General features: G+C 41.3%; 10 protein-coding genes. 8 read left to right on the forward strand and 2 right to left on the reverse strand.

The features are described 5' to 3' along the window. Positions 1-42: 42 nt before the first annotated feature. Both NST40_RS14590 and NST40_RS14595 read right to left on the reverse strand, forming a co-directional pair. Positions 43-918, reverse strand: coding sequence for a deoxyribonuclease IV (locus NST40_RS14590; protein WP_076303784.1), 876 nt, complete (start codon positions 916-918; stop codon positions 43-45). Between the two features lie 200 nt (positions 919-1,118). After that, positions 1,119-2,150: a M23 family metallopeptidase gene (locus NST40_RS14595; protein WP_341002513.1), complete on the reverse strand. Its 1,032-nt coding sequence runs from the start codon at positions 2,148-2,150 to the stop codon at positions 1,119-1,121. Positions 2,151-2,341: 191 nt separating this feature from the next. Between NST40_RS14595 and NST40_RS14600 the strand changes: the two genes are divergently transcribed. The 8 genes from NST40_RS14600 (at position 2,342) to NST40_RS14635 (ending at position 13,535) form a co-directional block, all read left to right on the forward strand. Then, the gene (locus NST40_RS14600; RefSeq protein ID WP_342410821.1) at positions 2,342-3,097 is read left to right on the forward strand and encodes a response regulator transcription factor; all 756 of its coding nucleotides are present in this window, start codon (positions 2,342-2,344) and stop codon (positions 3,095-3,097) included. Beyond that, positions 3,094-4,845 (forward strand): HAMP domain-containing sensor histidine kinase, encoded by a 1,752-nt coding sequence (locus NST40_RS14605; RefSeq protein WP_076184559.1) that lies wholly within the window; start codon positions 3,094-3,096, stop codon positions 4,843-4,845. Before NST40_RS14600 ends, NST40_RS14605 begins: the two co-directional genes overlap by 4 nt. Before the next feature lie 195 nt (positions 4,846-5,040). Next, the gene (locus NST40_RS14610; RefSeq protein ID WP_339174188.1) at positions 5,041-5,907 is read left to right on the forward strand and encodes an SDR family oxidoreductase; all 867 of its coding nucleotides are present in this window, start codon (positions 5,041-5,043) and stop codon (positions 5,905-5,907) included. 214 nt (positions 5,908-6,121) lie between these two features. Further along, a complete protein-coding gene (locus tag NST40_RS14615) occupies positions 6,122-6,667 on the forward strand; it encodes a CueP family metal-binding protein (protein ID WP_076278438.1) in 546 nt (181 codons plus the stop codon). A 413-nt stretch (positions 6,668-7,080) separates the two neighbouring features. Then, positions 7,081-7,593, forward strand: coding sequence for a DinB family protein (locus NST40_RS14620; protein WP_076125721.1), 513 nt, complete (start codon positions 7,081-7,083; stop codon positions 7,591-7,593). Positions 7,594-7,873: 280 nt separating this feature from the next. After that, positions 7,874-8,782 (forward strand): NAD(P)/FAD-dependent oxidoreductase, encoded by a 909-nt coding sequence (locus NST40_RS14625; RefSeq protein WP_342410822.1) that lies wholly within the window; start codon positions 7,874-7,876, stop codon positions 8,780-8,782. 301 nt (positions 8,783-9,083) lie between these two features. Continuing rightward, positions 9,084-10,565, forward strand: coding sequence for an Lsa family ABC-F type ribosomal protection protein (locus NST40_RS14630; protein WP_342410823.1), 1,482 nt, complete (start codon positions 9,084-9,086; stop codon positions 10,563-10,565). Positions 10,566-10,745: 180 nt separating this feature from the next. Beyond that, positions 10,746-13,535, forward strand: a complete 2,790-nt coding sequence (locus NST40_RS14635) for a glycoside hydrolase family 3 C-terminal domain-containing protein (RefSeq protein WP_342410824.1) — start codon at positions 10,746-10,748, stop codon at positions 13,533-13,535. The last annotated feature ends 30 nt before the right edge of the window (positions 13,536-13,565 follow it).

Here is a 13,565-nt window from a genome sequence, read left to right on the forward strand (position 1 = left end):
GATCATGGCTGCACAGATGAAAAACCGCGTAATTGGCGGTTTTTATTTTTTTACCAGCTCATCTGTTTCTCCCCTTAACAAGGAAATCTCATGCTTATAGGGTGCGTTTACATATTTCTTTTCACCGATGGAGGGAGTCTCTAGGAGTTTGGGAATGGTTGATAGTTGAGGATGGTGGACCACATATCTTAGCGCCTGAAGGCCGATATATCCGTGCCCTATATTTTCGTGCCTGTCTTTATGTGAGCCCATAATATTCTTTGAATCATTGACGTGAATGACTTTTAGGCGCTCTATTCCGATCAATCGATCAAATTTATCCAATATGCCATCAAAATCTTCTTTCACGTTATAACCGGCATCATGGATATGGCAAGTATCCAAACAAATTGATAGGCGCTCATTATGGGTCACTCCATCAATAATAGCTGCAAGTTCTTCAAAAGAGACTCCACATTCACTACCTTTTCCAGCCATAGTTTCTAATGAAACCTGAACATTTCGTTTATCTGTTAGCACTTCGTTTAAGCCTTCCACGATCCGAGAGATTCCAGCTTGAGAGCCAGCACCAACATGGGAGCCAGGATGTAGGACGATTTGGGTTGAACCCAAAGCTTCTGTTCTTATGATTTCTGATTGAAGAAACTCTATACTATGCTCAAAGACCTGTGCCGAAAGTGTATTTCCTAAGTTAACGATAAATGGAGCGTGTACAATAATATTAGAAATACCGTTATCTCTCATATGAGCATGTCCCGCTTCAATATTCAAAGCTTCAATGGGTTTGCGGCGTGTATTTTGTGGGGCTCCGGTATAAAAAAGGAAGGTGGTCGCTCCATAAGAGGCTGCCTCTTCACTAGCTCGAAGGAGCATTTTTGTTCCGGTCATAGACACATGAGAGCCTAGCAGTAAAGACATCGGGGTTGACACTTCCTTTCCTTTGAAAAGAGAGCCATATTTAGTCACTATATATCCTATATGTCTATTATTATTTGTGAATTACCCGGATTATATGTATTGGTATTACAAGAAAGTAGGATGTTTTTTAGGGAAGATCAAGGTTGTCTCATCTGATTTATTATTTATGAGAGACAACCTTAGCGACCCGGAATTTAGCGCTAATTAGCGGCGGAAATAGTCTCACCTTGAATTGGTTTTAAATTTTGCTCCCATTTAACTCTGATTGCCCGGGAAGTGAATAGATCAGCTCCATCTGAGATTTGGAAGTGTAGATGGGCCTCGCTCGTATTACCAGAATTACCTGTTAAGCCAATAACTTCACCTTTTTCGACTTTATCCCCCGGTTTTACAGTAACTGACCCTTGTTTGAGATGCGCCAAATGACTATATTCCCCGCCATGATCAATGACAATGATATTTCCGGTAGCTTGATTCGGATTCATGACCCCAACTGGCTCATTGTCTTTAATGTCATTCACAACCGATACAACGGTGCCGTCCGCTGGAGCGAGAATGTTTTTGCCAAAGGCATAATAGCTTTCATTTTTTAGTGGATCTCCTGTATAGGAATAGTTATCTTTGGTTTGTATAAAATCGTAAGCGTACCGCTGGATTTCTAACTCATAATGATAATTCACAAGCACATTTTCACCACCCCAAAATACATACCAATCTCCCTCAAACGGCAGTGCGTATTCATGTTTGCTTAGTACATTGTCGGTTTCAGGAGAAGGGGTAAGCTCTTGAACTTGAATTAATGTAATCGTCCCATCCGGATCAAACATCCCGACAAGCCCCTTATTGCCAGCATCACTAACCCATGTGCGTCGATCAAATCCATTAAGCTGCATGGTCGATGCCTTTTCCAATGTATGGATACCCTTAGTGAATTCTTTTCCTGTCTCTGTTAATTCTGCTTCACTTATTTCATCTTTTAAAGGCTGATTAAAGCGGGCATACAACTCCTTGTACTTCCCGTCCAGTAGAATCTTTGATAGTTCATCTGGAGCAAATCCGCTCAGAATGGCAGCTGTGGCCGGGCTTGTTGTCTGCTCCGCCTTTTCAGTAGTCGGCACATCTGCATTCTCTCCTCCACAGGCAGCCATTAATAAAGACAATGACCCTACAGCCAAGGCAGTTCTTGTATTCAAAATAACTTTATGAATGATTTTTTTAGGTTTTTTGTTCATATATGTCGCCTCCCAGTATTACGATTGTAGCAGTCTATCCTTAGCTCTTCTGAAATTCTATATTAACACTTACATAATTTACTAGCTGTTTAATGAATACGAATTAAGCTTCCGTTAAGATTAGTAAGATTGCTAGCCAAAAAAATCATGCTATGATGTTAAAAACGTCTATTGTGAAAGGGAAAATTTATATGAATGAGGCTTCAATTTTATTGGTTGATGATGAGGTATCACTTTTAGACATTATGGAGACAGTGCTGCGTAAGGAAGGCTACGCCAATATAGATACAGTGCAAACAGGTGAAGAAGCAGTAAGTGCCTGTGAATCCAAAAAATATGATTTAATTGTGCTGGATGTAATGCTGCCCGGACGAAGTGGTATCGAAATCTGCCCTTTTATCCGTCAGACGACGGATGCCCCTATTCTTTTTCTGACTGCGCGAACGTCTGATTTCGATAAATTAACGGGCTTTGCTATAGGAGGAGATGATTATATCACCAAGCCCTTTAACCCGCTTGAAGTGGTGGCTCGTATAAGAGCACAGCTGCGGAGATATTTTGCTTCTGCTAACCAACAGGCTACTGGCAAGAGTGTAGAAATAGTCCCCAATAAATCTGCAAATGTATATGATTACGGAAGGTTTAAGCTAGATGAGACAGCGGGAGAACTCCTGGTAGAGGGTCAGTCTGTTGCTTGTCCGGCACTTGTATTTCAACTGCTGGTCTTCTTATGCAAACATCCCAATCAGATTTTCAGCAAAAGTGAGTTATATGAGAAAGTATGGGGCGATGAAGCACTGAGCGATGATAATACGGTCATGGTTCATATTCATCGAATTAGAGAACGTATCGAAGCAGACCCGTCCGATCCAAAATTTATTATTAACGTTAGGGGTCTTGGTTATAAGCTGGTGAAGATAGACCGCCAGGAGTTGTCCATGCCATGAATATCAAACGTCGGTTAACGTTAAGGTTCGTTCTACAGCTAGCAATTACGGGAATGGTTGTTCTCGCTATTGCTGCAGTAACTTTTACTTGGATGCTGTTGCGTTTTCTCGATATCAGTATTACGCGTGATTTTGCTAATGTTGGCTTAGAGCAACTGGTTGAATCCTCCAAAATTGATGAGAAGGGCATTCAATTTTCCCCGAGCTTGCTGGAGCAAGTGAAGAAGAATAAGGGCTGGCTGCAAAACATCGATGAAAATGGAAAAGTTGAAAGTGCCTACAACACTCCAAAAGATGTCCCAATTCAATATGGACCGGGTGAAGTAGTCGCCTATTGGACAGGGACTCAGCCTTTTCCGTATACTCTGGCTGTATGGATTCAAGAGAAAAATGGGAGACAATTCACGCTTCTTTATGGCGCGCCAAATATACTAGATCCTCTGTTAAAAAAAATGAGCGAAGGTACATTTGATGCAGTAGATGGAGATCTGGTTCTGCCTGATTCGATTGAAAGAGAAATTAAATCATCACAGGCTTTTGTTCAACTCATTGATTCATCGGGTACGGAGCTGCTCTCCTATAATAGGCCAAAGATGATTCCCACCAAGTACTCAGTGCCAGAGCTAGCACTACGCACTCTCTACAGTGAACGTTACGGCTATCATGTCCGATCTTCTTTTGATAAACAAACGGGCCAAACATGGATCGTTGGACAACCGAACGTAAAGGGTGCAGATACAGGACAAAAGGTATGGGTACCTGAAGAGGTTAAAATTGTCATTAAAGGCTCATTAGCAATGCTCGCGGCTTTATTGCTTGCATTTATATTGCTATCTTTATGGCAAGCTCATAGGTTTGGAGCGCCAATGCTGCATATGCTTGTATGGCTCGATTCTATTGGAAATGCCATATATACAGAGCCTTTGGACCGTAAAGGAAATCGTCGTAGTCGAACACACGTAGGTAAATGGAGGCGGAGATACCGGGTTTTTTCTGATGTAATGGTCTCCATAGAGAAATTATCTGCTAATTTGCAGAGAGATCAGGCGTTGCGGCAACAAACAGAGAATTTGAGGGAAGAATGGATCGCAGGTGTTACACATGATTTAAAAACTCCTTTATCTTCTATAACTGGTTATGCTCATTTACTGGCGGAGCCTTCGTATGATTGGTCGAAAGAGGAAGTTCGCAAGTTTACAAGGACGATGCTGGATAAATCAGCCCATATGGACATGCTGATCAGTGATCTTGCCATGACCTATCGGCTAAAAACAGGGATCAAGCCACCAGAGCTGATGGAAGTGGAATTGAACTCTTGGTTACATCAAACCCTTGATCAAGCTGCTGCAAATCCCGAATACGGGAAGCAGCGAATTATATTTGTGCCGGCACCAAACGAAGTGAGGGCCCGATTGTATACTCCATGGCTAGAGCGGGTTGTGAACAATTTGACTGCGAATGCTTTACTTCATAACCCCTCGGATACGATTTTAACGGTTTCGCTTACTATGAATGATTTGGACAGTGGATTTACTATTCAATTTTCCGATGATGGCGATGGAATGGATGAAGTCACACTTAACCGATTATTTGAACGTTATTATCGAGGAACGGACACCGTATCTAGCTCCAACGGATCCGGCCTTGGCATGGCGATCTCCAAGGGATTAATCGAATGTATGGAGGGCAGAATTGCTGTTGAGAGTAGCCCTGGACAAGGGACCATTATTAAGTTGAGTTGGAGCTAATCATAGAACCAGCGTTTTTCCTAACGGAAATGACGGTGGTTTTTTTGTTCTGAATATAATTTTTTAATTCTCCTGTTTATTATCCAGCCAGAGTTGGGATCATAAATAAGTTGACATCCAAACTGATTGTAACTACAATAGTTACAGGTAGTGGTTAAAATGAATTTATCATCCTAGTTTGAGGAGGAAGTAAAAATGAAAATAGCAATAACAGGAGCAACAGGTCAATTCGGATCATTGGTGATAGAAGCTTTACTTAAAACTGTACCCGCAAGTGATCTTGTAGTTAGTGTGCGGAACCCAGAAAAAGCAAGTGATCTTCAGGCACGTGGAGTGGAAGTCCGTCATGGTGATTTTGATCAACCTGAGACGCTGGAATCAGCATTTGCCAGTGTGGATCGATTATTAATTGTATCTGCAGATGGTGATAATGAAACCCGGATTCGCCAACATAAAGCAGCTGTTGCTGCTGCGGAAAAAGCAGGCGTCGGCTTCATTGCCTACACAAGTGTAGGACAAGCAGACAAGAGTGAACTATTTCTTGCTGAAGTTCACCGCATCACCGAAGAAGCTATTCGCGCAACAGGCATTCCTTACAGCTTCCTCCGTAATAACTGGTATTTGGAGAATGAGATCGGCTCCATTCAAGGTGCTCTAGCAGGTGCCCCATGGGTGACTTCAGCAGGGAATGGTAAAGTTGGCTGGGCTACACGCGGAGATTATGCAGAAGCTGCAGCAAATGTTCTGACAGGTGACGGACATGAGAACACAGTGTATGAATTGTCTGGCAACCCTTTAACACAAGAGGAATTGACTGAGATCATAGGCAGTGTAATCGGTAAAGAAATCAAAGTAATCCAGGTTGACGACGAGGCTTATGCCAAGACCATGTCGGAGGTGGGTGTCCCAGAAGCTGCGCTTCCAATAGTTGTAGCTATACAACGTGGGATTCGTGAAGGTTGGCTTAATATTGAAAGTAGCGATTTAGAGAAACTGCTGAAACGTTCAGCTACTCCTCTTGCGGATGTCATTCGTGTTATGGTCGGTAATTTACAAGCATAATAATATAAAAGATAAAAGGCTTCCTCGAGGTTGAAAAACCAGTGAGGAGGCCTTTTTTTCTGTGTTGATAGAGGATGAATCAAATACATAACTTTTCACTATTTTGCCTTGTTCATAATTGTGTTAGTTTAGTCTAACTAGTTATACTAAAAGAAATGGAAGATACTTTGAGTGAGTACATAATCTGGCGAATAAGCGAAGGAGATGATTACAAATGAAAAGAAATATCTTGGTGGTATCGGGAGCGGCGGTTGTTGCATTAGGTGCGTATTTGTTATTGGGAGGTATCGATAAGGATACGCCTTCAGCACAAGATACAACCGACATTAAGCAATTAGTGCAAGAATATAGTTCAAGCAGTCTGGAAAACCTGTCCGCGTCTATCACTTCTGAGCAACTTATTGTAACCGATAGTAACAATAAAGAGAAAACTTACGACTTGCCTAAAGATGAGTTTTTTGTTTCTATAGCTCCATATGTGGAGAATACGCATCCTTGCGCAACACATAGCTTGACTGGCTGCCAAGGGGAATTAACGGATGATGAGTTTAAAGTATATATCGAAGACAGCGAAGGCAATGTGATTGTGGATCAAGAAATGAAATCGCTATCTAACGGATTTATTGATCTTTGGTTGCCCCGGGACAAACAATATAACGTAACCATTGAGCAGGACGGAAAAACAGCAAAATCTGAGCTTTCCACTTTTAAGAGTGATAATACATGTGTTACAACTATGCAATTGGCAGAAAGTATCTAAAAAGTTGCAGAGAGAAGACTTGAAAAGCGAATGCTCAGCAGGATGTTTCTTAAGCGATGTCGAAGTCGTTATTCATAATCCAATTAGATCTTCCTTCTGATGTATTCTGTATTGGACTTTCGCCAAATGTCCATCGTATCGGACTCCATTGCAGCTATTTTAAATTTTCGCGGCATTTTTCAAGCTTATCGGACTGCATAGCTCTTATTGGCTTGTAATGGCACAGAATTGGAGTGTATTTAGGGAAATAACTGCATCTGGGTCCGATAACCTCGTGAAATGCTATAAATCTACGAAATAAGTGCACCTCGGTCCGATCTAGCGGAGAGTTAGAAAGTGTTTGGGAAAAGAAATCAAAAGTATCACACGAATGATCAAAAGAAATTGCTTTACAGAAGAGAGGAGAGAGATGAATGGTTAAAGAGCTGATCATTGGGGATGTTTTGCAAGAGCTGGCTGGTACACGTCGGATACTGGAGAAGCTGCCTCAAGAGAATATGACATGGAAACCACACTCTAAGTCAATGAGCCTGGGTGGGCTGGCCACACACCTCGTTAACCTTCTGAGCTGGCAATCTGCAATTCTACTTTACTCGGAGTTTGATTTGGCATCTGTGGCATATCGACGAGAAGCACTGGAGAGTCCCGACGCGGTTCTACAAGAGTTCGACCTGAAAGCTCGTGAGATTGAGGAATTAATTACTGCAAGCAATGTGGAGATGCTCGGCGCGGAGTGGACCTTGCGGAACGGGGAGCAGATCATCCGTCGTCAGACACGGGCAGCTGCGCTTCGTACCATCGGATTGAATCATATGGTTCACCACCGGGCGCAGCTTGGAGTTTATCTGCGGCTGCTTGACGTGCCGGTACCTGGTCTTTACGGACCCTCGGCTGATGATTTAGAATTAGCAAACGGTGAAGGTTGATAAGTGAGGAAGCCCTGCACTGCCAAGTAAGTTCAACATATAGCTCTTACCTGATATATTGGAGTATTAAGTTACCTCCAAACATAAGGTAATGGGCTTATTTACTTTTTTCTAGTATTACACTAAATAAAACTCACGGAGGATCGGAAAGTTTGGGTTGACACTTTAGCTAATTTGGAGATATTATAGATTCATTAAGTCTATGATGTGGCGAATATTTTTTTTGGTTTAATAATAGACAAAAAGAGTCTTTAATATCTGCATATAGGAGATGATTCATATGATTTACGATTGCATTATTGTTGGTGGTGGACCCGCAGGCTTGAACGCAGCCCTTGTTCTTGGTAGGGCAAGAAGAAAAGTAGCTTTAATTGATAATAATCAGCCAAGGAATGCTGTTACCCATGCATCACATGGTTTTATTACAAGAGACGGGGTTACACCAGCCGAGTTTCGTCGCATTGCGTATGAGGAGGTACTACGTTATCCGTCAGTTGAGCATATCCAGACTGAGATTATTTCGATTAACAAAAATGATTCTGGATTTGCGGTACATGATTCGTTTGGTCGTCACATTGAAGCTCGCAGATTGATTTTGGCGACCGGGTTAAAGGAGGTCCTTCCTGAGATAGAGGGCCTACGACCATTATACGGAAAAAGTCTGTTTAATTGCCCGTATTGTGACGGCTGGGAATTACGAGATCAACCCCTTGTCGTTGTTTGCGAAAATCCACATGTTTTTCATATGGCAAAAATGCTGCTCAATTGGAGTAAAGATTTGGTTATCTGCACGAACGGCAAGACATTCCTTTCAGATGAACAGAAAAAAAGTCTTGAGGCTAAGGGAGTTGTAGTCAATGAACAAACAGTTTCCTCTTTTATGGGTCATGACGGGCAACTTCAGGCGGTTCGCTTTGCAGATGGTACTGAGATCTTAAGAACGGGAGGGTTTATTTCTCCGAATTTGATCCAAACGTCATCAATCGTAGACCATTTGACTGTAAAGCGGAATGATTCTGGTGGGTTTAGCACGGATGGTGCGGGGAGAACCTCGATTCCAGGATTATATTCGGCTGGAGATGTTTCTTATTTTATGCCTTCTCAGTTAGTGTTTGCCGCGGCTGACGGGAGTCGGACAGCTATGAGTGTAAATATGGATCTTACAGAAGAAGAATTTGAACTTTTTTAACGAATTATGGGTAGGAAGTTGAAAATAATAAATATGCATGATAACATAATTACAAATTAATGATCGGAGTTGAAAAGTATAGTGTAGTAATTATTCTTGCGTCCCATGATGAATAAAACAACAACAATGGTTTATTTCGTTTGTTTTATTCTTTGTATGCAAGAAAGTTACTACTTCTTTTCACTCGAAAATATATCCATATCTAACTCCATTTGGGGCTGGATTTGCTGTATTTATTTGAGTCACAAGAAAGTAACTTTCTTGTGGCTTTTATTTTGTTAAAATACAGGAGGATTATTTTATGTCATTAATAAATGTCACAAATCTAACCTTTGCCTATGAAGGCAGCTACGATAACATATTTGAGAACGTAAACTTTCAAATCGATACCGATTGGAAATTAGGTTTCACAGGGAGAAATGGTCGAGGAAAGACTACATTTCTTAGCTTATTGCTTGGAAAGCATGAATACAGCGGTAATATTTCTGCTCATGTCAGCTTTGAATATTTCCCCTTTCAGGTGAATAACAAGGAGCTTAACACCATAGATGTGATCAGCGAGATTTTTCCGGATTATATTCATTGGAAGTTAATGCGTGAGCTTTCTTTGCTAAAGGTTTCTGAGGATGTGTTATATCGTCCCTTTGATTCATTGTCTAACGGAGAGCAAACGAAAGTGCTGTTAGCCACATTATTCATTAAGGAAAATAGCTTCCTGTTGATTGATGAACCTACAAATCATTTGGATATGACGGCAAGAAAGCTTGTCAGTGATTACCTCAATACGAAAAGTGGATATATTCTGGTCTCTCACGACAGATCCTTTCTTGATAATTGTGTGGACCACATCTTGTCAATTAACAAAACCAATATAGAGATTCAAAAGGGCAATTTTTCTAGCTGGTGGGAGAATAAAGTCAGACAAGATAACTTTGAGATAGCGGAAGACGAAAAACTTAGAAGAGATATCAAACGCTTGTCAGCCTCATCTAAACGAACAGGTAACTGGTCACATGAGGTGGAAAAAACTAAAAATGGAACTAGAAATTCTGGATCTAAGTTAGATAAAGGTTATGTTGGGCACAAGGCAGCTAAAATGATGAAACGCTCTAAAGCCATCGAGCAAAGACAGCAATCTGCTATCAACGAAAAGTCTAAGCTTCTTAAAAACATCGAAAATTCTGAGAACTTAGAGATTACGCAGCTTGCTTATCATAAACGTCATCTTGCGGAGCTGGATATTGTTTCGGTTTTTTACGGAGAGAAAAGGGTATGTTCAGAAGTAAGCTTTACCATTGAGCAGGGGGAGAGAATTGCACTCTCGGGTAAAAATGGTTCCGGAAAGTCAAGTATCATCAAATTGATCTGCGGTGAGGAGATAGATTATACCGGCACCTTCACTAAGGATAGCCAGCTTATCATTTCCTACGTATCACAAGACACTTCAGATCTACGGGGCGATTTAACAGATTATGCTAGAGAGAATGGGATAGATGAAAGTCTTTTTAAATCTATTCTGCGAAAGCTTGATTTCTCCAGAATTCAATTTGATAAGGATATATCCACTTACAGTGGCGGACAAAAGAAAAAAGTACTGATCGCCAAAAGTCTTAGTGAAAAAGCTCATTTGTATATTTGGGATGAACCGCTTAATTTTATTGATGTTATTTCACGTATGCAAATTGAGGAGCTATTGCTTGAATATACACCAACACTCATTTTTGTGGAGCATGATCGCGAATTTTGCCATAATGTTGCCACGAAGATCATTGAACTTAGCTGATATTTTTAACATCGATTGAAAATTTCCAACTCTAACAGACCAATATTATTATATTAATAAAGATAATTATTATATATATTACAGTTATCCAATGTACTATAATGGTATAGTTAAACTTTATGATATGTAATTGATGCCTAAAGAAACAACCTATAGAATTGAACAACAGGAGGAAACAAGTTGAGTACACAGAGTGTGGGAATTCCATTAGAAGGTTTTGCAGAATTTAGCCGGACGGTAGCAGCAGAAGGTGCAGTACTGTTGAAGAATGATCATCAGGTGCTTCCGTTTGGTGAAAGTGATAATGTTGCTGTTTTTGGCAGAACTCAAGTGAATTATTATCGCAGTGGTACTGGTTCGGGCGGTAGTGTTCATGTTACTTATACGACCAACCTGCTGGGCGGTCTTCGCAGTAAAAAGAACCTTACGGTCAACGAAGATTTGGCAGCAGTATATGAGAAGTGGATTGAGCAAAATCCATTTGATAATGGTGGCGGCGTTTGGGCTGCAGAGCCATGGAACCAGAAGGAAATGCTTTTATCCGACGAATTGGTAGCTGAGGCTAGAAGTAAATCGAACAAAGCAATCATTGTAATCGGACGTACAGCAGGAGAAGATCAGGATAATGTCGATGGTTCAGGAAGCTACCAACTAACAGCTGATGAAAAAGCGATGCTGAAGCAGGTAACTACATATTTTGAGCAAACGATTGTTGTACTGAACGTCTCTAATATTATTGATATGAGCTGGCTGAACGATGAAAGCTATAAAAATCCAATTTCGTCTGTCATCTACTCTTGGCAGGGGGGAATGGAAGGTGGTAATGCAATTGCGGACGTGCTGGCTGGAGAAGTAACTCCAAGCGGAAAATTAACAGACACGATCGCATATTCCATCAACGATTACCCGTCAACACACAACTACGGTAATGAATTTACAAACCTTTATCAGGAAGATATCTATGTTGGTTATCGTTATTTCGAGACATTTTGCCCAGAAAAGGTTCAATATGAATTTGGTTATGGAATATCGTATACCACGTTTAAGCTCGAGTTAGAAGAAGCTAAACTTATTTACAAAGCTGGCGAACTTAATGTTGAAGTCGGCGTAACCGTAACTAATACAGGAACTACCTTTGCTGGAAAAGAGGTTGTTCAGGTCTATTATGAAGCTCCACAAGGAAAATTGGGACAGCCTGCTAAAGCTTTGGCAGCCTTCGCAAAAACAGAAGTCCTTCAGCCAGGCGAAGCTCAACGTCTTACCGTGAGTTTCCTTGTTCATTCAATGGCTTCCTATGATGATGCTGGTGTGTCAGGGCATGCTTCCGCTTATGTGCTAGAAGAAGGCACGTACCGCATATTTGTGGGAACGAGTGTTAAAAAAGTGGAGGAAGTCAAAGTTGAAGGGAATAGCGGCTATGTCGTGGAAACTCTTCAAGTTGTGGAACAGTTACAAGAAGCTCTTGCACCCACGCAAAGCTTTACAAGAATGCAACCTGGTGTTCAAAAATCAGACGGTTCATATGAACTTGTTTATGCAGAGGTTCCAACACGCAAGATTTCGTTAGCAGAACGGATCGAGAGCAATCTACCAACAACGATCTCCCAGACAGGCAATCAAGGGCATAAATTAAGAGATGTATTTGAACAAAAAGTTAGTATGGAAGCTTTTATTGCCCAGCTTAGTGACGATGATTTGGCTGCCATTGTACGGGGTGAAGGTATGAGCAGCCCATTGGTTACACCGGGTACAGCTTCTGCATTTGGAGGAGTAAGTGATAGTCTATATAACTTAGGAATCCCTGTTGCATGTACGGCAGATGGTCCTTCAGGAATTCGTATGGATAGTGGAGCAAAAGCGACTCAGGTTGCGATCGGAACGCTTCTTGCAGCTACTTGGAATGCCGCATTAGTCGAAGAGCTGTATGTGTTAGAAGGACAAGAGTTGGTACGAAACAACATAGACACCTTGCTTGGACCAGGTCTAAATATTCGTCGCAGCCCGCTTAATGGCCGCAACTTTGAGTATTTTTCTGAAGATCCTTTGATCTCTGGGGTGTTTGCGGCTGCATGTACACGTGGGATTATGAAAGGTGGCTCTAATGCCACGCTGAAGCATTTTGCCTGCAATAATCAGGAGAAACATCGCAGTAAAGTGGACGCTGTTGTGTCGGAACGTGCGCTTCGCGAGATTTATTTGAAAGGTTTTGAAATTGCAGTGAAGCAGGGTGGAGCGAATTCAATTATGACCTCCTATAACCCTGTTAATGGACATTGGGCCGCTTCAAATTACGATTTGAACACTACAATTCTCCGCGGAGAATGGGGCTTCAAAGGTATTGTCATGACAGACTGGTGGGCCATCATGAATGATGTCGTTAATGGTGGAGCTGCAGACCGGAAATTTACAAATTGGATGGTCCGTGCACAAAATGACCTGTACATGGTTGTAGCTAACTATGGCGCCGAAATTAATGGATGGAATGACAACACCATTGAATCCTTGGAAAATGGATCTTTGACTAGAGGAGAGCTGCAACGTTCTGCAATGAATATTTGTGAGTTCATCATACATGCTCCAGTATTCTCGAGAAAACAGCAAATTGTTGAAACAGTTGAGTCCTTTAAGGCTAATCCTTCACTTACTGCAGAACAAGTACAATCCTTATCTCAAAATCCACAGGTTAAGCCAGCCGTTGAAGGATCGACTTTCTTTGAAGTTGGCCAAGCTGGACAATATCGGATCCTCGTGCATATCATGTCAACAGAACCTGAGCTGGCTCAAAGTGCATGCAATGTTAATTTGAATGATCAATTGATGACAACCATTCAAACCAACGGGACAGAAGGTCAATGGATTAGACAAAAGCTTGTGAAAGTAGAACTCGAAGCAGGTCTTTATGAAATGAAACTGGAATTCATTAAACCAGGTTTACAGATCGACTGGATCGAATTTAATAAAGTTGACTAAGTAGCTCTAAATATAAGTTAAAGGAAAAAC

Source organism: Paenibacillus sp. FSL R10-2778 (assembly GCF_038593035.1).
Classification (GTDB): Bacteria; Bacillota; Bacilli; order Paenibacillales; family Paenibacillaceae; genus Paenibacillus_AQ; species Paenibacillus_AQ odorifer.